This is a genomic window from Streptomyces sp. NPDC005931 (assembly GCF_042871235.1).
GTDB lineage: Bacteria > Actinomycetota > Actinomycetes > Streptomycetales > Streptomycetaceae > Streptomyces.
This window is the reverse complement of sequence record NZ_JBIAIG010000018.1, coordinates 12,329-32,261: the sequence shown is the minus strand read 5'-3', so window position 1 is coordinate 32,261 and position 19,933 is coordinate 12,329. Positions and strand designations below refer to the sequence as shown.

General features: G+C 68.8%; 17 protein-coding genes and 2 pseudogenes. 7 read left to right on the top strand and 12 right to left on the bottom strand.

Annotation, left to right across the window (positions count from 1 at the left end; genetic code table 11):
- Positions 1-181 precede the first annotated feature (181 nt).
- Together ACFYOV_RS29740 and ACFYOV_RS29735 are read right to left on the bottom strand one after the other, a co-directional pair.
- Positions 182-1,393 (bottom strand): cytochrome P450, encoded by a 1,212-nt coding sequence (locus ACFYOV_RS29740; RefSeq protein ID WP_389092865.1) that lies wholly within the window; start codon positions 1,391-1,393, stop codon positions 182-184.
- Between the two features lie 572 nt (positions 1,394-1,965).
- Entirely contained in the window at positions 1,966-2,547 is a 582-nt protein-coding gene (locus ACFYOV_RS29735) for a TetR family transcriptional regulator (protein ID WP_389092862.1), read from the bottom strand.
- 80 nt (positions 2,548-2,627) lie between these two features.
- Between ACFYOV_RS29735 and ACFYOV_RS29730 the strand changes: the two genes are divergently transcribed.
- Positions 2,628-3,269, top strand: coding sequence for an isochorismatase family protein (locus ACFYOV_RS29730; protein WP_389092860.1), 642 nt, complete (start codon positions 2,628-2,630; stop codon positions 3,267-3,269).
- Between the two features lie 177 nt (positions 3,270-3,446).
- On the opposite strand, the gene ACFYOV_RS29725 is transcribed toward ACFYOV_RS29730, so the two are convergent.
- Positions 3,447-4,313, bottom strand: coding sequence for an alpha/beta fold hydrolase (locus ACFYOV_RS29725; protein ID WP_389093028.1), 867 nt, complete (start codon positions 4,311-4,313; stop codon positions 3,447-3,449).
- A gap of 118 nt (positions 4,314-4,431) precedes the next feature.
- Here ACFYOV_RS29725 and ACFYOV_RS29720 point away from each other — a divergent pair, with 118 nt between their 5' ends.
- Positions 4,432-4,833: a winged helix-turn-helix transcriptional regulator gene (locus tag ACFYOV_RS29720; protein ID WP_389092857.1), complete on the top strand. Its 402-nt coding sequence runs from the start codon at positions 4,432-4,434 to the stop codon at positions 4,831-4,833.
- 122 nt (positions 4,834-4,955) lie between these two features.
- Here ACFYOV_RS29720 and ACFYOV_RS29715 read toward each other — a convergent pair whose 3' ends face one another.
- Positions 4,956-6,473, bottom strand: coding sequence for a carboxylesterase/lipase family protein (locus tag ACFYOV_RS29715; RefSeq protein WP_389092856.1), 1,518 nt, complete (start codon positions 6,471-6,473; stop codon positions 4,956-4,958).
- A gap of 159 nt (positions 6,474-6,632) precedes the next feature.
- Between ACFYOV_RS29715 and ACFYOV_RS29710 the strand changes: the two genes are divergently transcribed.
- A complete protein-coding gene (locus ACFYOV_RS29710; protein WP_389092853.1) occupies positions 6,633-7,610 on the top strand; it encodes an AraC family transcriptional regulator in 978 nt (325 codons plus the stop codon).
- Between the two features lie 46 nt (positions 7,611-7,656).
- Here the strand turns inward: ACFYOV_RS29710 and ACFYOV_RS29705 are convergent, their stop codons facing one another.
- From ACFYOV_RS29705 to ACFYOV_RS29670, 8 genes and pseudogenes are all read right to left on the bottom strand, one after another.
- Positions 7,657-8,595 (bottom strand): MBL fold metallo-hydrolase, encoded by a 939-nt coding sequence (locus tag ACFYOV_RS29705; protein WP_389092850.1) that lies wholly within the window; start codon positions 8,593-8,595, stop codon positions 7,657-7,659.
- A 468-nt stretch (positions 8,596-9,063) separates the two neighbouring features.
- The gene (locus tag ACFYOV_RS29700; RefSeq protein ID WP_389092849.1) at positions 9,064-9,546 is read right to left on the bottom strand and encodes a MarR family winged helix-turn-helix transcriptional regulator; all 483 of its coding nucleotides are present in this window, start codon (positions 9,544-9,546) and stop codon (positions 9,064-9,066) included.
- An 11-nt stretch (positions 9,547-9,557) separates the two neighbouring features.
- Positions 9,558-10,619, bottom strand: a complete 1,062-nt coding sequence (locus ACFYOV_RS29695) for an alkene reductase (protein ID WP_389092846.1) — start codon at positions 10,617-10,619, stop codon at positions 9,558-9,560.
- 72 nt (positions 10,620-10,691) lie between these two features.
- Positions 10,692-11,600, bottom strand: coding sequence for an NADP-dependent oxidoreductase (locus ACFYOV_RS29690; protein WP_389092844.1), 909 nt, complete (start codon positions 11,598-11,600; stop codon positions 10,692-10,694).
- 527 nt (positions 11,601-12,127) lie between these two features.
- Positions 12,128-12,328, bottom strand: a complete 201-nt coding sequence (locus tag ACFYOV_RS29685; RefSeq protein ID WP_389092842.1) for a hypothetical protein — start codon at positions 12,326-12,328, stop codon at positions 12,128-12,130.
- Positions 12,329-12,529: 201 nt separating this feature from the next.
- Positions 12,530-12,733 (bottom strand): hypothetical protein, encoded by a 204-nt coding sequence (locus ACFYOV_RS29680; RefSeq protein ID WP_389092839.1) that lies wholly within the window; start codon positions 12,731-12,733, stop codon positions 12,530-12,532.
- A gap of 14 nt (positions 12,734-12,747) precedes the next feature.
- Positions 12,748-13,547 (bottom strand): IS5 family transposase gene (locus ACFYOV_RS29675; RefSeq protein WP_389093026.1). Its coding sequence is split into 2 segments (ribosomal slippage): positions 12,748-13,199 and positions 13,199-13,547, totalling 801 coding nucleotides; the frame shifts between segments, so codons are not numbered across the junction.
- A gap of 138 nt (positions 13,548-13,685) precedes the next feature.
- Positions 13,686-14,096: pseudogene (locus tag ACFYOV_RS29670) on the bottom strand (SDR family NAD(P)-dependent oxidoreductase); the annotation flags it as partial.
- A 210-nt stretch (positions 14,097-14,306) separates the two neighbouring features.
- Here ACFYOV_RS29670 and ACFYOV_RS29665 point away from each other — a divergent pair.
- From ACFYOV_RS29665 to ACFYOV_RS29650, 4 genes and pseudogenes are all read left to right on the top strand, one after another.
- Positions 14,307-14,396: pseudogene (locus ACFYOV_RS29665) on the top strand (transcriptional regulator); the annotation flags it as partial.
- A gap of 6 nt (positions 14,397-14,402) precedes the next feature.
- A complete protein-coding gene (locus ACFYOV_RS29660) occupies positions 14,403-15,041 on the top strand; it encodes a transcriptional regulator (protein ID WP_389092837.1) in 639 nt (212 codons plus the stop codon).
- 1,362 nt (positions 15,042-16,403) lie between these two features.
- The gene (locus tag ACFYOV_RS29655) at positions 16,404-16,907 is read left to right on the top strand and encodes a DUF4241 domain-containing protein (protein WP_389093024.1); all 504 of its coding nucleotides are present in this window, start codon (positions 16,404-16,406) and stop codon (positions 16,905-16,907) included.
- Positions 16,908-17,488: 581 nt separating this feature from the next.
- Entirely contained in the window at positions 17,489-19,786 is a 2,298-nt protein-coding gene (locus ACFYOV_RS29650) for a GDSL-type esterase/lipase family protein (protein ID WP_389092834.1), read from the top strand.
- Positions 19,787-19,933 lie beyond the last annotated feature (147 nt).

Sequence of the window (19,933 nt, the reverse complement as noted above, 5' to 3'; positions counted from 1 at the left end):
GGCTGCACGTGGGCCGCTGCGCCTCCAGGCACGCCGGAGGGAGGCAGAGGCTGGACAACCCAGCGCTGCGGCGGACGGCAGGGGCAGCTGGGTCCCGGCGGGACGGCTGCTGGATTGCGCCGCGTGGTCACGGGACGTGCGCAGGCGCCTCGGCGGGCCGGTCGTGCGGCCGGTGCTGCGCTCATCCACCTGCCGGGGTGAAGCTGACGTCCAGGCGCGTGAGGCCACGGAAGTTGAGACTGCGCTGCCACTGCGGTTCCGGGCCGTCGAGGCGCAGGTCGGGGAACCGGGTGAGCAGTGCGCCGAGAGCGACCTCACCTTCGAGCCGGGCCAGCGCCGCGCCGAGGCAGAAGTGAGGGCCGTGTCCGAACGCGATGTGCCGTGTGCCGGACCGTTCGAGATCCAGTACGTGAGGGTCCGGAAAGGCGGCGGGGTCGCGGTTGGCGGCGCCGCACACAAGGAGCACGGTCTGCCCCGCAGCGATGGTGCGTCCCGCCAGCTCGAGGTCATGGCGTGCCCGTCGGAGCAGCAGATGCACGGGGGCGTCGTAGCGCAGAAGTTCCTCGACGGCGGCGGGCATCAGGTCGGGGCGCGTGCGCAACCGGTCGGCGGCGTGCGGGTGGCGCAGCAGAGCGAGGGTCGAGTTGCCGATGAAGTGGGTGGTGGTCTCATGGCCTGCGATGAGGAGCAGGGCGCAGTTGGCGAGGAGCTCGTCGAGGTCCTGGTCGGTGTGCTGCGCCTGTGCGGTCAGCAGTTGGCCCAGGGTGTGCGGAGTGGAGGTGTCCTGGTGTGTGAGGAGGGTGCGGAGGTAGTCGAGTGTGGACGCCATGCTCTGCGAGGCCGTGCGATGGGCGTCGGCGTCGAGGCGGGAGTTGCCGATGGCCTCGGCGATCGGGGCCGACCACGCGGCGAGGGCGGGGCGGTCCTGCTCAGGCACGCCGATCAGGTCGCAGATCACGGTGAGAGGCAGAGGGCGGGCCAGGTCTGCCATGACGTCCATCCGGCCGGTGGGCGCGGCCTGCAGGAGGAGCCGGTCGACTGCTTCCTCGATCCGGGGGCGCAGCGACGCCACCGCCCGGGCTGTGAACGACTTGCCGATCAGGGAGCGCAGCCGGGTGTGGTCGGGAGCGTCGCTGTAGAGCATCTGCCGGCTCAGGACTCTCACCAGCGGTCGCAGTTCCTCGCAGACGGAACCGATGTCAGGGTAGCGCACCGACGACAGCCTCGGATCGGCCGCGGCGCTGCCGACCAGCGCGTGCGAGGTCGCGATCCAGGCGTCCAGATGGCGGTCGAAGAAGAGTTCGTCGGCACTTCGCAGTTCGTCGTAGAAGTCGTAGAGACGCTCTTGGACAGAAGGACGAAAGGCCCGCAGCAGCGTAGGAGTTGTGCGCATTGTCAGATGCTAGGGATTTCGCCTGGGCACGGGACGGTTTCGCCGACTTTTGGATCGATCGAAGACTCGCCCTGCAGGGACGGTCCCCGTACACGGCGCGATGTCACCGGGCTCCCCGAGTTCGACTTCTGGGACCTGCGCCGGAGCGAGTGGTCGGCGGTGCTGCGGACCAGGGGGTCGGGGTCGCCGACCCGTTGGAGATCTCCCGGCTCACCGGCCTGGAGTTCCTGGAGCTCTGCCCGCAGGACTGGCGCGTGCTCCTGGACGCCGACGCTGTCCCGCACAGCCTGCTGGCCGCCGGCATCGAGGTGCGCAACGACGTCGGCCCCTGGCGGTCGCGGACCTCGCCAACGAGATCCTCGCCCGCTGGAACCCCCCCTGATCACCCGCACCACCCTGGAGGGCAGCCTCGGCCCCGTGCCGTAGCCCTGGTCGGCCGGGGCGGCAGGGGACGGCGTCGGCCATGCACGGGCGCCAGGGGCCAGTGGTCCGTGCGCGGCAGCCACCCGTTCTGTGGGTGGGCGGATCATGCCCAGCGCCCCGTTCAGCCGCGCGTCCCGAATGGGCGTACTTCAGGATTCGGTGAGGAGGATGGCGCGCAGTGACCGCGTCAGGTGGCGCACGAGGGCTGCGGGGCTCATCTCGGCCAGGGGGCCGTGCTTGATGACGTAGCGGCTGAACGTGATGCCGATCAGGTGGGCGCCGAGGAGGTCGATGCGTTCCTCGGCGTCGTCTCCTGTGACGATCGTGCGGTAGAAGTCAGTGCTCCGCTGGCGCATCGCGAGATAGAGGCTGGTCGCGGTCTGCTCGTCGGAGGCTGCGCTGCGCAGGACGGCGATGAACGGGTCGTTGCCGTCGGCGCGTTCCATGCGGTCGACGAAGGCCTGGGCGATGCGTTCGGGGAGGGTCTCCGGGGTGCCTGGCACCACGTCACTCAGGTCCTGAGCTCCAGGCATCGCCGCCACGAAGAGCTGCTCCTTCGACGCGAAGTGCCGCATGACGAGGCCGTGGGTGATGCCGGCGCGCTGGGCGATGTCCCGGATGGTCGCGCGAGCGTAGCCGCGTTCGGCGAAGGCCGCGCGGGCGGCTTCGAGGATCGCGGCCCGGCTGGCCTCCGGGTCGCGCCTGCGCTTCTTTCTGGTCTCGCTGGGCACGCACGTAAGTGTACGCCTGGTCATTAGGAATGCTATTGTCACTAATGACCAACTGGTCATTAGTGATTTCGGAGGGCACCGTGACGCTCGAACCGCTGACCCCGTTGAACACGACGATCGTCCTGGTGGACCATGCCGTCGGCTTCGCCAACGTCTTGCGTTCGCACGACACCGCCCAGCACGTCAGCAACGTCGTAGGGCTGGCAAAGACCGCCCTCTGGTACGAGAGCGGCCTGGTCGTGACCAATGGTCTGCCCGACAAGCCGTCGGGGCCGCTGTACACGCAACTCCAGGAGGTCCTCGGTGATCACCCGGTGATCGAGCGGGCCGGCAACTTCAACGGCTTCCTCGACGAGGGCTTTGCCCGAGCCGTCCGGGACACCGGACGGCGCAAGCTCGCCATCGCGGGAGTGTCGACCGAAGGCTGCGTGCTCCAGACCGTGCTCGGCGCACTGCGCGAGGACTACGAGGTGTACGTGGTCGTCGATGCCTCGGCCAGTGTCACGGTCGAGACCCACGCTGTCGCTGTGCAGCGCATGGTCCAGGCAGGCGCCGTCCCGGTCACCTGGTTCTCCTTGGCCGGCGAGTTCCAGGTCGACCACCGCCGCCCCACCGCGCCACACTTCCAGCGGCTGATGCGCGAACACGTCCCCACCATGGCCATAGGCGTGCAGTCGTACCTGTCCGCGCTCACTCAGACGCAGGCTCACCAGGCCGCCTGAGGAACTGCGCGGCTCAGTCCGGCGGCAGCGGCTGCAGCTCGGTGGCACCCTGACCGAGGTGGCATGACGGGGCGGATGCCTCGGCGCCGGAGCAGTCGCCGGAACTTGTCGTGGTCGTCACCGCGGTCGGCGGTGGTTCTCGGACCGCGACGGCATTCGGCTTCCCTCCCGCTCCGGTCACGCGGGCAGATCCGCGGCGAGGAACGGCCTGAGCAGAGCGAGCAGTGCCTCGGGACGGTCGAGGGGGATGATGTGGCCGCAGTCCTCGATGACGTGGCCGACGAGGTCATCGGCGACAGGTCGCAGCTGCCGTTCGAGTGCGGTGCCGACGGGATGGGCACCGACCGCCATCGTGGGCACCGTGAGCCGCCCGGAGCGGACGGCGTCCTGGATCTGCTGTGCGCTGGTTGGCAGGGCGCGGTAATAGGAGAAGGCGCAGCGCAGGGCTTCGCTTCCGGTGTATGCCCGAACGAAGGCCTCGCGGATGTCGGGGCGCATGCTGCGGCCTGACGTGCCGGAGGTGAGGAACCAGCCGATGTACTGCGCCTCGTGTCCGGTCAGTACCGACTCGGCGAGGCCAGGCTCGGCATGGAATTCGAACCACCACGGCGCCCCGCCCTCAAGGAATTCTTCGGCGCCGGGGAGTCTGCCCAGCAACGACTCCATGACCACTAGTCGTCGGACGAGGCTGGGCCGTCGCATGGCGAGCAGGAAGGCGGGCGGCGTGCCCGCGTCGATGCCGACCACCGCAGTGGACGTCTCCCCGAGCGCACTCAGAAGGCCTTCGACGTCGGCGGCGAGGTGGCCGGCGTCGTAACCGTCCGCCGCCCGTGAACTGGCGCCGAGCCCTCGAAGGTCCGGTGCGATCACCCGGTGGCGCCCGGCAAGCTCGTCCATCACGTGGGTCCAGAGCTGCCAAGTGTGCGGGAATCCGTGCAGCAACAGAACGGCCGGACCCTTGCCGGCTGTTGCCACGTTGAGCTCCACACCGTTGGTTGCGACACGGCGTAGTTCGACGTCGGCGGGATGACGGGCGGAGGGCATGTTTTCGGTGACGGACACGCGGATCTCCCGGAGCAGTAACGATTAGTTACGAGGGAACCGTAGGAGACTAGAGTCGTGGCTCCAAGACCGCACTTTCCCCAAAGGTGGTGAGCTCCAGGTGACCTACCGCAGAGCGAGGAGCACCCGTGGCGACCTGTTCGATCCACAGTGCCCGACGCGTCGGCTTCTGGACCGTATCGGTACGAAGTGGACGTCGATGGCGGTCAAGGTATTGGCCGAGGCGTTTCCGGGGGAAGTGCGCTTCGGGGATCTCCAGCGCCGGATGCCCGGCATCTCGCACAAGATGCTGTCCGCGACGCTGCAGAGCCTTGCCCGAGACGGCCTCGTCGCCCGCCGGGTGGAGCCGACGGTGCCGCCTCGCGTGCACTACGGGCTCACCGAACTGGGCCTGTCGCTCGAGGTCCCGCTCGCCATGATCCGGGAATGGGCCGAGCAGCACATGGCCGAGATCGACCGTGCCAACGAGCTCAGCCGCAAGGGCCGTGCCGGTGACTGCTGACGGAGGCAGCGCAGGGCCCTGACCACACCGGGCAACCTCGACGCCGGAAAAACGCCACAGTCCTGCGCGGGTTGGCTTGCGAGCCGGTTTCAGGCGGCGCGGGGACCGACGGAGCGCGGACGTCACCGCGCACCGGCGTGGGTGCGCCGCCGGTACGGCTGCCAGGGGGCGACGGGGGCGACTGCCGTGGCTGTCAGCGGCTCGATGCGCAGCGCGTGCGTGGAGCCGTCGCTGTCGTGGTCGTCGAGATCGCCGGTGGAGGCGAAGCGCACCCATGCGGCGTGCACGCCCGCAGCCTCCTCCAGGGGGGCTGGGTCGGGGCCGAGCAGTGCCTGAGGGCCCGACAGGGAGGGCAGGTCCGCGCGGTTGAAGACGAAGGGCAGTTCAATGCAGTGGCAGGCTCCGAGGCTTCCGTCGAAGGCGGCCGACCGCCAGGAGAACTCGTAGCGGTAGGTACGGGAGCCCGAGTGCTGGGAGTGGGCGTGGGCCAGGCGCCGGCTGCCGGAGGCGAACAGGTGGTCCGTCATGATCGCCATGCGCAGTTGCGCCGTGGAGGCCTGCGGGTGCTGCGACCGGTAGGCGTGCAGCAGGCTGTGCGGTTCGGGGTGGATGCGGGCGGCGAGCGCAAGCAGGTCCTGTTCGCTGGTGACGGCCAGTGCACCGGTGGGCGCAAGGTACAGGGCGGCCTCGTCGGTGTTGGTGCCGACCAGCAGGTCGATGTCGGCGGCGGTTCCGGAGGCCACTGCTTCGGCGGGCTGCTGCTCCAGCGTTCCGGCTGTCAGAACGGGTGCGAGAGGAGTCAGTCCCAGCAACGGGTCCGGTTGCTCCTCGGTCGTCAGGTCGAGGCCGGCGATGCCGGTGAGGGCGGAGACAAGACGGACGTCGGGGATGTCGGCGAAGTCCTCGATCGTGGGACGCACCCCCAGGTGGCGGGCGACGGCGTGGGTGACCCGGGTTGCCTGCTCGGGGGTGAGGGCGCCCATGGCGTTACCGCTCTGGCTGATCGCGCGGCGCAGCAGGGTGGGTGCACTCCGATGGGCCAGGACCGTGGCGATGAGCGTGGCCCCGGCGGACTGGCCGAAGACGGTCACGTTGCCGGGATCGCCGCCAAAGGCGCCGATGTTGTCCTGGATCCAGGACAGTGCGGCGATGACATCCAGCGTCCCGCGGTTGTCCGGCTGGCCAGGCAGATGGAGCCAACCGGGAGCGCCCAGCCGGTAGTTGCACGTCGCGAGGACGACACCGTTGCGCGCGAAGCTCATGCCGTCGTACAGGGGCGCCTGCCCGGTCCCGGCCAGGAAGCCGCCGCCGTGGACGAACAGCATCACTGGCAGGCCTGCGGCGGCCGGTTCGGGTGTCCAGACGTTCAGGGTCAAGTACTCCGCTCCCTCGATCCATGCATCGCCGGTAAGGGCGGTCAGGTCCAGCCCGTTGACGCGGCTGCCCGGCGGCGTCGGTGCGGTGGGGCCGACGGCCGCCTTGCGCACACCGCTCCACGATCGGGGCGGCTCAGGAGCTGCGAACCTCGAGGCCCCGGTGAGCGGCGCTGCGTAGGGAATGCCCCGGAAGACATGGACGCGGTCGTGCTGCACGCCGCAGACCGTGCCCTGCGCTGTGGTGACCTGTGCGTGGTGGCGCATGGGGTTGTCGTCTCCCTCGATGTATCGATGTCACGGACCGGAACCAGTCGAATGGCCGCTTCCGTCTGACCGTAGAGCTCGGAACGTTGGACGATCCATGCTTGGGAAGCGTGCCTCTATACTCAGGCGTCTCGACTGTCGCGGAGGTGGTATACGTCCATGGACGTGCTGAGCGATGTGATCACTTTGATGCGCACCGGGCGGCCGCTGACCGCTCGGGAGCGCAAGTGCGGCCCGTGGAGTGAGCGGCACGGCCCCTTTCCCGGCGCCGGCTTCCATGTCGTCCTGCGGGGCGGATGCTGGTTGATTCCGCACGAGGGAGGGCCCATCGCGCTCGGCACGGGGGATGTCGTACTGCTCCCCCGGGGGACGGAGCATGCCCTGGCCTACTCCCCGGACCTGCCCTACGCCGGTATCCCCCGGGCTGACCACGCTCCGCTGGAGGTTTCGCCACGGGCCGATGCCGAGGTGGTGCCACTCGGGCGAACGGACGGCGTGTCGGTGGACCTGCTGTGCGGCGCCTACCAGCTCGACCAGGACCGTACCCATCCGCTCCTGGCCGAGATGCCCGACATCGTGCACCTGCCGGCCACGGTGGGCAGCCGGCCTGGGCTGCGCAGCGCAGTCGACCTCCTCGGCGCGGATCTGGAACAGGCCCGTCCCGGGAGCAGCGCCGCTCTCACCGCCCTGCTCGACCTTCTTCTGATCTACATCATGCGCGCTTACACCGAGGACAGTGCCGACCGGCCGGGAGGTTGGGGCTGGCCGGTCGCGCTGGCCGACACGGGAATCGCCACCGTGCTGCACAGCATGCACCAGGACCCCGCCAGACCCTGGACGGTCCAGGAACTCGGCGCCCAGGCGGGGCTTTCGCGCGCGGCCTTCGCCCGCCGGTTCACCTCAATGGTGGGGCAACCGCCTCTGGCTTACCTGACGTGGTGGCGGCTGGCCACGGCGGCCCGCATGCTGCGCGAGAGCGAGGCACCTCTCGCCGTCATCGCATCGCGCGTGGGCTATTCGTCACAGTTCGCCTTCGCCAACGCCTTCAAACGCCAATTCGGTCAGGCGCCGGGGGGTTACCGCAAGGGCCGACGCGACGAACTGCAACTGACCGGCACCGAACAGACCGCCGGGTGATCAGGCCAGGACACCGGCCCCAGTTCCCCGGAGGGGCAGCAGCCGCTCAGACGGCCGCATTCGCCTCCGGACTGAAGGCAGCCCATTCCTTGATCTCGAAGCGGCTGCCCGTGCGCTGCACCTCGGCGGCGCCGGAACCGGGAAAGTGGGCAGGCAGGATCAGGGCGTTGTGGTCGGCCGCCCACTCCAGGACGCGGCGCCGGGTGGCGCTGGCCTCCTTCGGCTCTTCGTCGAAGCAGGTGTGCAGGTCCGAGTCGAGGATCTGTACCGGGCTGTGCATCACGTCGCCGACGAAGACCGCCGAGTCGGTGCCCGACCGCAGCGTGACGATCCCCGAGCCGGGCGTGTGGCCGGACGCCATGTCCAGGCGCAGGTTCGCGTCGATGACGTAGCTGTCCTCCCAGAGCACCGCCTGGCCGGCCTGGTGGACCGGCGCGACGCTGTCCTCGAACATGTTCTGGTTTCCCAGATGGGCGGGCAGACCGAAGGCGACGGCCTTGCGGTCGGTGCCGTTGATCGGGTTCCAGAAGTCGAAGTCGGTCTTGTTGATCAGGTACTTGGCGTTGGGGAAGGTCGGCACCCATTCCCGGTCGGCCAGTACGGTGTTCCAACCGACGTGGTCGGCGTGGACGTGCGTGTTGATGACGTAGTCCACGTCCTCCGGACGCACCCCTGCCTGGGCGAGGTCGTCGAGGAATCCGGTGTTGAGCCTGCTGAGGATCGGGAGGTAGGGGCGCTCCTTGTCGTTGCCGGCGCCCGTGTCGACGAGGACGGTCTTGCCCTCGCTGCGCACCACCCAGGTCTGCATGTGGGCGCGGTACAGACCGGTCTCGGGGTCCCAGAAGTCGGGTGCCAGCCAGGACCGGTTCTCTTCCCACAGCTCCGGCGTGCTGTCGGGCACCACGTCGAGCGCGGGAGCAATGTCACCCTCCCACTCGACGATTCGAGTGATGGTCACATCGCCCAGCGTGATGGTCTGCGCCATGAATACTTCCCCTGACAAGGTGATGGAACGGCGGGCAGCGCCTCGCCTGGCGCTCACGCTAGTGGTGTCATGAAGACGAACATATGCTTTAAACGCGCCTGCTTATACGGCAGCGTCTCCCGTGGCGTCCTTAAGGCGGGAAGGGAGCGCCTTGAGGCAGAAGCCTGGGAAGTGGCGTGAACCAGCCAAGGCTCCCGCGCAGGAAGGTGTGGACAGTGCTGCCGTCCTTGACGACGGGCGCGAGACCCCCACGGGCACCCAAGACGCCAGCTTCAACGCCTATGTTCGGTAGGACGTCAGGGCTCGCGTCGTGTGGAGCCGACCGTTACGAGTATTTTGACCAGAGAGGGCGTGGCTGAGCCGCCGGAACGACACCGACGGGGCCGTTCCCGTCTGCCTCACATGGCCGACTGGAGGCGGGTGCGTGCCCCCGGCCAGGGGTCCGGGGGCACGAAAGTGGGCAGGTGCCTACTTGCTGTCGTCGATGGGGGAGAGGCCACGGGAGTTGATCGCCTCGGCGATGGCGTACGCGGTGCGGACGAAGTCCTCGGCCTGCTGCGCCGACAGGTTACGCGCGGACGTCTTCTCCAGGTCCTGCCACATGGCCCGGATCGGTGCGCGCATGGCACGACCTTTGTCGGTGAGGCGGACGACCATGACGCGCCGGTCGTATGCGGCCGGCTCGCGGGTGAGCAGGCCTGCGTCCTGCATGCGGCGTAGGGACTTGGACACGGTGGAGTGGTCCAGCCCGACGCTCTCGAGGAGTTCGGACTGGGTCTGGCCGTCCCGGTCGAGCAGCTGCATCAGCAGCAATTCCTGCCCGGGGTGCAGGCCCATCTCGCGGAGCATGGCGGCGGCGTAGCCGCGGTGGGCGCGGGCGAGCTGGAAGATGGCGTAACTCATCTGCCCTCCGCTGGCGGTGGTGGGAACATGGGGAGTGGGCCCGGGCATGGTGCAGTTCCTCAGATGGTGTGGGTCGGGTAGTCGGTGTAGCCGGCCGCACCCCCTCCGTAGAAGGTCGCCGGGTCGGGGGTGTTGAGCGGCGCGTTGGAGCGTAGCCGAGCGACCAGGTCAGGGTTGGCGAGTGCGAGGGCTCCGACGGACACGAGGTCGGCGGTGCCGTGGTCGACGTCCTTGGCGCGGGTGGGCATGTCGGTGCCGGCGCGGTTGAGTATCAGCGCGGTGGGCCACAGCGCGCGCAGCGCGTGCAACAGACCTTCGTCGCCCGCGTGCATGATGTGCAGGTAGGCGAGGTCGAGTGGGGCGAGGGCGCGGACGAGGGCCGGGTACAGCTCTGCAGTGTCGGACTCGGCGATGCCGTTGAACGGATTGCCGGGGGAGATGCGCAGTCCGGTGCGGTGGGCGCCGATCTCGTCGGCCACTGCCGCGGCGACCTCGAAGGCGAAACGGATGCGGTTGTCGATCGACCCGCCGTAGCGGTCGGTGCGCTGGTTGGTGTTGTCGGACAGGAACTGGTGGATCAGGTAGCCGTTGGCGGCGTGGATCTCCACGCCGTCGGCGCCGGCGGCCACGGCGGCCGCAGCGGCACGGCGGAAGTCGTCGACGGTGGCCGCGACTTCCTGCGTGGACAGTGCGCGTGGGGTGGGCATCTCTCGGGGGCCGGACGCGGTGAACATCGTGCCCTCGGGCAGGATCGCCGACGGGGCGACCGGCTGGCGCCCGTGGGGGGTGTTGTCGGGGTGGGCGATGCGGCCCACGTGCATCAGCTGGATGAAGATCCGGCCGTCGGCCGCGTGAACGGCGTCCGTGACCTTGCGCCAGCCGGCGATCTGCTCGTCGTTGTGGATGCCCGGGGTGAGAAGGTAGCCCTGCCCGTCGGGGGATGGCTGGGTGCCCTCCGTGATGATCAGCGCGTGCGAGGCCCGCTGGGCGTAGTACTCGGCGTTGAGCTCGGTGGGCACGCCTTCGGGTGTGGAGCGGTCCCGGGTCATGGGGGCCATGACCAGGCGATGCGGCAGAGAGGTGCCACCGAGAATGGTGGGCGTCCACAGGGAATTCAGCATGGTTGGTCTTTCGGTGCGGTGTTGGAGGGGTGGTGATCGGAAAGATGCGTGTCGCGTGGAGTGCGGGCACCGTCAGTCGAGGGTGAGGACGAGCTTGCCGCGCACGTGCCCGCCGTCGCTGACTTGTTGGGCCGTGGCGGCCCGGCTGAGCGGGTGGGCTGCGGCCACGGCGGTGACGATCTTCCCGGTGGCGGCGGCCTGGGCCAGGGCTGCCAGACGGTCGGCCGAGCGCTCCTGGGGACCGTCGGCGAACGTGATGCCGAGCTGATGGGCGTGGAAGTCGGCGAGCGTGACGATGCGTTCGGTGCCGCCGCGCAAGGTTATGGAGTCTTCCAGGGCACCCTTGCCGGCGACGTCGAGCACGGCGTCCACGCCGGCGGGCGCCAGCGCCCGGACCCGCTCGATCAGGCCCTCGCCGTAGCGGGTGGCGGTGGCCCCCAGCGAGGCGAGGTACTCCTGATTGGCCTCGCCAGCGGTGCCGATGACGTGTGCTCCGCGGGCGGTGGCCAGCTGGACGGCCAGGGTCCCGACCGCTCCGGCCGCTCCGTGGATCAGTAGGGTTTCCCCGGCGGCGACGCCCAGCAGGTTCAAGGCCCGCTCGGCCGTCTCACCCGCCACCGGCAGCGCAACCGCGTTCTCCCAAGCGAGACCCGCGGGCTTGGCGGCCACGGTGGTAGCCAGCGCGTACTCGGCGTAGGAGCCGGTGTCCGACCAGCCCAGCACCTCATCACCCACCTGCAGGTCCGTCACGCCCTCGCCCAAGGCGTCGATCACGCCGGCGACCTCAAGACCTGGGACGGCGGGCAGCGGGGTCGGGAACACGTGCTCCAGCGCCCCGGAGCGGATCTTGCCGTCCAACGCGTTCACCCCGGAAGCCCTGACGCGGACGCGGACCTGCCCTGGGCGGGGCTGAGGGACCTCGACATCCGCCTCGTGCAGGACTTCAGTGCCGCCGAAACGGTCGAACACAATCGCCTTCATGACGACTCCTCTCGTGCCGCCACTCTTTATGTGGCTGGACACATAAAAGCTATCACTCATTCTGTGGCTAGCCAAGTATTGCGTGGCCGAGTCAGCCCAGCGCCGCGCGGACGACCTCGATGGCGAAGGCGCGGGGCCGTTCGTGTTGTGTTCGGGCCGCAGGACGAAACCTTCATGCCCACGGTGTGCACCTGAGCCTGCGCGGTGCTCGGTCGACTGGGTGGCGGGTCCGCGGAACGGGCCGTCCGAGCCGGGCGGGATCATGCCCGCGATGCTGTGACCTTGTGGATCGCCACTGGACCGCATCCGGCGCCGTGGCGGCGACGTCGATGCGGCTCACCGCAGCGGGGCATCGCGTCGAGTCCGAGGTGGGCCTGGGAGGGGGCCCGCCGTCGGCCCTGGCCCCCATCAGGAACAGCGTCCTCGCACCGTGGACGCCCAGCCGGACTACCCCATGCGGGCTCGGTGCGTGGCCGGGCCGGACGCTGCTGAGCCGAGAGTGTGTGCCGCGCACACGGGCGCTGGGCTCACCGCTCCAATCGCCCACCCGACGTGAGGGCCTCCTCCAAGGCGTCGACGGCCCCTTTCGGACTGCGGCGGGGGTCGCCCACGGCTTCGATGGCTCCCAGAAAGTGCCGGTGCCCGAGCCCGAGCCGGACACGGGCCGCAGACAGCCGATTCGGGGTCGCGGCGGCCTCGGCCAGCATGGCGGGTGGCCACAGGGGCAATGAGCTGACCGTCGGGATCAGGCTGACGTGCCTCGTCCGTGCGGTCAGGACAGCAGCATCCGGGAGTCGTGGAACGACTTCTGGTAGGGGTGGTCCTGGACGGTGAGAAGGTCCAGGCCGAGGCCGTCGACCAACTCCGCCTGCGGGCCGGCAGTTCGTCGGCGACACCTGTTCCGTACAGCATGAGCAGGGCGGCAGGGGCTACCAGGGCACAGGGCCGGTGGCTCCGAGGAAGGCGGGGCCGGGCGCGACGGGGCAGGTCGTGGCGGCTGCGACGATCACCGCCGCGCCTTCCCCGACGCTCTGGGTGCCGCGGTGGCCGTTGAGGTCGGTCGCGGTGAAGCCGGGGTCGACCGAGACCACGCCGATGTGCGGGAGCGCCTGCGCGTAGACGGCGGTCAGCATGTTTAGACGTCATCTCATTTGGTGAGTCGGCGGTAACAGATGAGGGTGCAGGCGATGCTGGTGAAGGCCAGGAAGTGCTCGGCTTTGCGCTCGTAGCGGCGGTGCAGTCTGCGACATCCGGCGAGCCAGGACATCGTGCGTTCTATGGTCCAGCGGTGGCGGCCCAGGCGAGTCGAGGACTCGATGCCCTTGCGGGCGATGCGGTGCCTGATGCCGCGGCCGCGTAACCATCGCCGCAGGTGGTCGTAGTCGTACCCCTTGTCGGCGTGGAGCTTTCCCGGTCTGCGCCGCCGGCGTCCGCGCCGGGAGCGGATCGGCGGTATCCCCTTCACCAGCGGGATCAGCGCCTGACTGTCGTGCAGGTTCGCTCCCGAGATTCCGACGGACAGGGGCAGACCGGTCCGCTCGGTGATCAGGTGGACCTTCGAGCCGTACTTGCCCCGGTCGACAGGGTTCGGGCCTGTCAGCTCCCCCTTTTCAGGGCCCGCATGTTCACCGAGTCGATCGCGCAGCGGGACCAGTCCAGCTCGCCGCGGGCGCCGAGCTCGTCGAGGACCAGGCGGTGGAGCTTTGCCCAAACTCGAGCCTTCGACCACTCGGCAAAGCGCCGGTGAGCCGTCGCTCCCGACGGCCCGAACGACGCGGACGGCAGCTGCTGCCACGTGCAGCCCGACGTGGCCACGAACACGATTGCCGCCAGCACCTCCCGGTCACCATGCCTGCGCCGGCCGCCGCCCTGAGGCCGCGACGGAGCCTCCGGGACCACCCGCTGGAACAGCTCCCACAACTCATCCGGCACCAGCCGCTCAACGATCGAAACCACGACCAACAGGCTACCGATCCAAATGAGATGACGTCTTAGTGCGGCCTTGGAGGAGTTGTAGGCCAGCAGCGGCGCCCAGGCCGCAAGGATGTCGGTGTGGGCCGCCGGATCGGCGTTGATCGTCAGCGAGCCCAGACTGCTGGAGACGTTCACGATCGCGGGACGGGACGCGGCCTGCAGCAGGGGCAGGAAGGCTCGGATGGTGCGCACAGCCCCAAAGACGTTGGTGTCGAAGACCTGCTGCATCTGGACGGCGGTCAGCTCAGCGGCCGGCACCGCCGGCTCGGCGATACCCGCATTGTTGATCAGCACGTCCACGGAGCCGGCCTCGGCGCGCACCGTCTGTGCGGCGGCGGTCACCGACACCTCGTCGGTGATGTCGATCAGTAGTGGACGGGCCCCGAGGGCCTTGGCGGCCTGCTCGCCGCGGTGGGCGTCGCGGGCACCGGCGTAGACGGTGTGGCCCCGCTCGATGAGTTGGCGGGCCGCTTCGAACCCGAGGCCCTTGTTGGCCCCGGTGATCACAGTGACTGTTGTCATGCGACTCAGCCTGCGGTTCCCCAAGGCGGACAGGGAGAGCCCTGTGGAGCGGGGGGTCGTCCAGTACCAGGCTGTTTGCACCGTGCCGGGCGACAATGGAGGCGTGAGCGACGATTCCGTAGCCCTCGGCCGAGTTCTGCGCGCATGGCGTGACCGCATCAGCCCCAAAGACCTGGGCCTGCCTGTCGGCGGGTCCGCCGGGCTCCCGGGCTGCGGCGTGAAGAGCTCGCCCAACTCGCCGGCCTTTCCGTCGACTACGTCGTCCGTCTAAAACGAGGCCGCTCCACCTCACCCTCGGCGCAGGTCGTGGCCTCCCTGGCCCGAGCCCTGCGGCTGACCGAGACCGAACGAGACCACCTCTACCTGCTCGCCGGCCAGGCACCCCCCACCACGGGCCGGGTCTCCCGACACGTCCCGCCCAGCGTCCAGCGTCTCCTCGACCAGCTCCAGAGCAACCCGCTCAGCGTGCACGACGCCGCCTGGAACCTCATCGCCTGCAACCGGTTGTGGGCCGCCCTCATGGGCGACCCCTCAGGCTGGCGCGGCAAGGAACGCAACATTGCCTGGCGGTACTTCACCCACCTGCCCACCCGCGTCACCCACACCCCCGAACAGCAGACCCGGCTCGAAACCGCCTTCGTCTGCGACCTGCGCTCCTCCTCCGCCCGCTACCCGAACGACGCCCACCTCGCAGCGCTGATCACCAGCCTGCGCAGCACCAGCGAGCGCTTTGATGATTTGTGGGCCTCGCACGCCGTCGGGTTCCACACCACCGACACCAAGACCGTGAACCACCCCGACCTCGGCTCCGTCACCGTCGACTGCGACACCCTCACCGTCCCCGGCAACGACCTGCGCATCGCCATCTGCTCCGCACCACCGGCAACCACCACAGCCGACCAGTTCACCCTGCTCGGCACCATCGGCACCCAGACCCTGACCTGACGCACCAACGACCCAGTCGTGGGGGCCAGCCTGACAGAGCGTTCTGTCCTGGCGGGGCAATCGCCCAGTGGCGGGATTGGGGTGATGCGCGGAGGCGTGTGATGATCCGCTTGGGGAGTGCGATGTGTGTGGACGGGCGATGTGGCGATTGCCGCCGGTGCGGGAACAGGAGATCTGGTCCTGTTCCTGGTGCCATGCCGCACCCATGTGGATGGTGAGTGGTTGGACGTCTCGCGGCCGCCGTACTTGCCCGTGGAGATCCGTAAGGAGAGGGCCGTCGGGGACGGCCTTCCAGCCGATGTGTCGCACGCCTTCGGCATCTTCGACGGGACCGCTGCGCGGGATTCAGCAGGCCGGCATGTCGTCGTCCGGCCCTGGGCTGTCGGGCTGGATTGCTTCTCGCCAGGTCGCGGCTTACGCCGCTCGCAGGCGCTGCGGTGCGTCGGTGCTGCAAGCCGACCGCAGGCTCGTCCCGCTGCGCCCGGGACGCTGCCGCCGGGCCCGGTGGACCCGATGTCACAGCAGGCGGCTACGTTGCATCTCACCACGCAAGCGAGCGGGAGCGGGGCACTGCAATGGTGGTCGAGGTGGAGTACGCGCAAGCGTGGGATCTGGAAGCCCGCTTGCTCTGGCGGCCGATATCAGTGGGGGAGGCGCGTGAGCGGGATGCCGCCGGGCTTCCGTACGTGGTGGTGTACCGGGCGGCGGGCCGGGAGGTTCCGCTGGAGGTACGGCTCGTTTCCTGGCGGGACAACTATGTGGGGGTGTGGGTCTACGACGCTCAGGGCCGTCGTACCTATGAGCTCGACATGCGGCTGCTGGACGATCCGGCGCGGCTGCTCCGTCGGTACAGCGTCGGCTGGAGCTACACGGGCCCGGAAATGGCGGAGTTCGACGAGGCGTGTCCGCGCATCATTGTGGAGCTCCTCCCCGACGGGACGGGCCGGCGGACGGAAGAGTCCCGGGGCAAGGGCGGGGGTTCATACGTCACCGTGCCCGGGGTCCGCGACGACGAGCGCTGGATGGACCGGCCTGCCTTCGGGAAGTGGCCACTGCTCTCGGCCCAGGTCCACGGGCTCACGGAACCGCCGGTCTTCGAGATCGCCGAGACGACCGACAACAGTGGCGGGCTCGCACCTGCCACCTGCTGGCGTCCGCCCCGCCCCGCGCAAGCTGGGCCGATCACTGAGCTGTTCCGGCCCGGCGTCCGTGTGACCGACGGGTACCACCCCGAGATGACGGTCGTGGAGCCGCGTCGGAGCGGGACTCTGCGCGTGCCCAGCGGGCTGCTGGCCGTTTCCGGCCCGGACAGCAACGACGGCAAGGGGCCTCACGGTCCCGGTCCCGCCCGGGGAGTACACACTGGAGGAGGCACAAGCCCGTCACACCTACCACTGCGAATGGGCGGGGAGCCAGGTCACGCGTACGGACACCATGGCCGTCCGCGTGCTCGTCAGCGACACTCCCGCCCTGACCTGGAAGATGGCCTTCCGGCCCGACGACGACCCCCGCCTCCTCCGGCAGGACGGGATCTTCGGCTTCGACACCGACGGTGCCACGGGCTGCTTCGCTGACGCCGGGGCCTGGGAGCCGCTCCTCGAGCTCTTCGAAAGAGGGCTGGTCCAGGGAGACCCGGATCTGGACCCGGACGAGTACGAGGACATCAACCACAACGACTCCATGTACCTGCTGCGCACCCGGGACCGGACTTCCGGCGGCGAGCTGGTGGCGTTCGCGACGACAGGGGACGGCACTTATCCCGTCTGGGTCGGCCGGTCCGAGGCCGGCGAGGTGGTCGGCGTCGTGGTGCTGGTGGAACGGATGCTCGAGCTGCTCCCGGAGAGCGGGCTAACAGCCGTCGCTTGACGGGGCCTCAGTGCATTTCTGAGCTATGACGAGGCTTGCCTGGTGCGCCAGCCACATCATGATGCGTCGGCAGGTCCCTCCCCCGTGCCGAGGGCGCGATGGCCAAGCTCAAGGCCCGGCGAGGTCGCCCTCCGCACCACAGAACGCGCCCTGCAGATCCTCGGCGGCAGCGGCTGGACTGCGGTGATCCCGCCGTCATGGGACTGCTGTTGTGTCTGTGGAGGGGGCAAGGCCTCAAGGTGCTGCGCAGTTGGCAGCCCGGGCTGAAGACCGCTCGCATGCGTTGCGGGTGCGATGGCGCGATTCGGTGAACTCCGCGCAGCAGATGACACGGGTGCCGAGGGCGTGGTTGGAATACCGGAACTGCCGTTCGAGTTGCTGCCGTTGTGCGCTCGATTCATGCCACCGTGACCAACAGGAGTTGATCTGCTTTGACCGGGAACAGCCAGCTCGCCGGCCCTATGCCACGAAGAAGCAAGCAGCGTCGAGACGGCATCCGGGCAGCCGTCTTCCCGGCAAGGCGGGGCATGAGAAGAAAAGGCGGTGGTGCAATCAGGCGCCTGCAGGCCACCTTCTTAGCGTTGATCACGCTTGCGGGACTGCTTGCCGGCGCCTTGCTGGCCGCTGTGCCTGCCGTGGCTGCTCCACTGTCCAGTACGCCGCTGGTGCAGGAGAACATCCAGGGCGCCACATCCGGGGCGGACAGCAAGTGGTCGACGACAGTGTCCGGATACGCCCGTATGGCCGAGATCGTCGCGCTTCAGGAGGTGGGCCCTCAGCCGCCCGGGGTGCGGCAGGCGACGATTGTGCAGCCGCAACTGCCCCAGGTGGGCCGGCGGGGCTATGTTCAGCACCATCTGTGGACCCCGTGGCGCGAGGCATATGACGTCTACTTCCTGCAGACCGATGCAAATGGGGGTACGTTCGAGGGCGGTCGTAACAACATTGCCCTGGTGACGCAGCGCCCCGCGGACGAGGTCTACGCCGTACCGAACCCGAACGGGCGTCCTGCACTTGGTGTGCGGTTCGGCAATGACTGGTATTTCACCTTTCATGCGCAGTCGATGGGTGGTCGCCCCAATGACTCGGCCGACATGTTGCAGCGGGTGGCCAACTGGGTGAACGGGCGAGGCAGGGGTGAGCAATGGACGGTGATGGCTGACTTCAACCTGGAGCCGGGAACCTTTGCCACCCCTCCGGGGACCCAGACCTACCGGACGCACTTGCCTACTCATCAAAGCGGGGGAGAGTTGGACTTCGCCGTGTCGTCGACACGAATTCCGGGTCATCCGGTGAATCGCCTCAACGGGGCCGCGCCCGACCACTACGCTGTCGCGATCGGTGCGATGCGGGCAGGCGCCGAGCCGCCACCCCTGAACCTGGACCTGGACGTCAAGCTGATGCCGGTGGGTGACTCGATCACCGACGGGCAGAACAGCTCCGCCAACAACGGGTACCGCGAACCACTGTGGCATGAGCTGCTGCTCGACGACTCGTTGCTGTGGAAGAGGGACATCGTCGGGTCCCAACGGTCGGGAGACATGCACGACCCCGATCACGAGGGCTACCGGGGCAAGCGGATCGATGAGGTAGCCCGCAAGGTGGAGTGCGCGGTCCCGGCTTACCGGCCCAACATCGTGACGCTCCACATCGGTACGAACGACATCAACCAGAACTACCACCTTGGCGCCGCACCCGAGCGGTTGGGCGACCTGATCGACCAGATCCTCGTGGACGCGCCCGAGGCGACCGTTCTTGTCGCCACGCTCGTACCGTCCACGAAGGAAGGTCTTCAGGAGCGGATCGACCGCTACAACGCCGCGCTCCCGCAGGTCGTCGCGGAGCGCCGAGCCCAGGGCAAAGCGGTCCGCCTGGTCGATATGAGTGCCGTGACCACGGCCGACGTCGACGGTTCCCATCCCAACGACGAGGGCTACCGCAAGATGGCCCGCTCCTTCCGGGCGGGCATCGCCCGCGCAGCAGCTGACGGCTGGCTGAAGCCTCCCGTCCCGGGCACCGCGGCATCGTGTGCCGATGGCGCCGAGACCGTCAGCAGGGCGGGCGCCGGCTGGCGTTCTCTCGGCGTGATCGCCCCTGGCATGAGCTCGCCGGACGGCCGCACTGACATCGTCGAACTCAACGGTGACGACCGCGGCGACTACGTCCGGATCACTTCCGATGGCGCGGTGCGCGCCGCGTTGAACACCCCTGGCGAGCCCGGCAGACCTGACTGGGTCGACATCGACAGCGACATCACCGCAGGAGTGGCCGGGGGAGGCGAGCGCACACACTTCGCGGACCTGAACGGTGACGGCCGTGATGATCTGCTGCGGGAGGGTCCCGTCGACGGACAGCTGTACTTCTACGAGAACCGGGGAGTGGAGGACGGCCGGATGCGTTGGTATGTCCTGCCGGTCAAGCTGCCCGTCACCGGTGTGCCACGCGAGGCGATCCGCTATGCGGACGTCAACGGTGACGGCCGCGACGATTTCCTGCGCACCAGCGACGCAGGCGCTGTCCACGCTTACCTCAATCTGCCTTCGGGCGACATGTATCAGGTCCGGTGGGTCGAGTGGCTGAACTGGGCGCCCGGCGTCTCCTACGGTTCCAGGGACAAGCTCCGCCTTGCCGACGTGAACGGCGATCGCCGAGCCGACTATCTGATGGTCGGTGCCAAGGGGGCCGTCCACGCCTACATGAACAACGGCGGACGCGGGGCCGGAGGCTTCGAAGAGCATCTCAATTTCGTGCATGAGACGGGTTATCCAGGCAGCAAGTCAACATTCCGGGACATCAGCGGCGACGGCAGGGCCGACTACCTCGTCATCTATGACGGTGGGGCCATCCGCTGCTGGCTGAACATCGGAGGCAACATGTAAGCGGTCCTCCCGCAGGGGTATTGCCAAGGTTCGAGAGGGCGCTTCACGCCACCACGGGCTGCTGACCGCTCCCTATCGGGCCGGATGCGATGGGCGCTTCATGCTCATGTCGACAGGTGGGATCACTTTGGTGGCCGACGGGACACG

Excerpts from the sequence above, each read along its gene's own strand:
- ACFYOV_RS29740 (WP_389092865.1), bottom strand. The coding sequence starts at position 1,393 with ATGCGCACAACTCCTACGCTGCTGCGGGCCTTTCGTCCTTCTGTCCAA.
- ACFYOV_RS29725 (WP_389093028.1), bottom strand. The coding sequence starts at position 4,313 with ATGCCCTCCGCCCGTCATCCCGCCGACGTCGAACTACGCCGTGTCGCA.
- ACFYOV_RS29715 (WP_389092856.1), bottom strand. The coding sequence starts at position 6,473 with ATGCGCCACCACGCACAGGTCACCACAGCGCAGGGCACGGTCTGCGGC.
- ACFYOV_RS29710 (WP_389092853.1), top strand. The coding sequence starts at position 6,633 with ATGGACGTGCTGAGCGATGTGATCACTTTGATGCGCACCGGGCGGCCG.
- ACFYOV_RS29705 (WP_389092850.1), bottom strand. The coding sequence starts at position 8,595 with ATGGCGCAGACCATCACGCTGGGCGATGTGACCATCACTCGAATCGTC.
- ACFYOV_RS29700 (WP_389092849.1), bottom strand. The coding sequence starts at position 9,546 with ATGCCCGGGCCCACTCCCCATGTTCCCACCACCGCCAGCGGAGGGCAG.
- ACFYOV_RS29695 (WP_389092846.1), bottom strand. The coding sequence starts at position 10,619 with ATGCTGAATTCCCTGTGGACGCCCACCATTCTCGGTGGCACCTCTCTG.
- ACFYOV_RS29690 (WP_389092844.1), bottom strand. The coding sequence starts at position 11,600 with ATGAAGGCGATTGTGTTCGACCGTTTCGGCGGCACTGAAGTCCTGCAC.
- ACFYOV_RS29680 (WP_389092839.1), bottom strand. The coding sequence starts at position 12,733 with ATGCTGACCGCCGTCTACGCGCAGGCGCTCCCGCACATCGGCGTGGTC.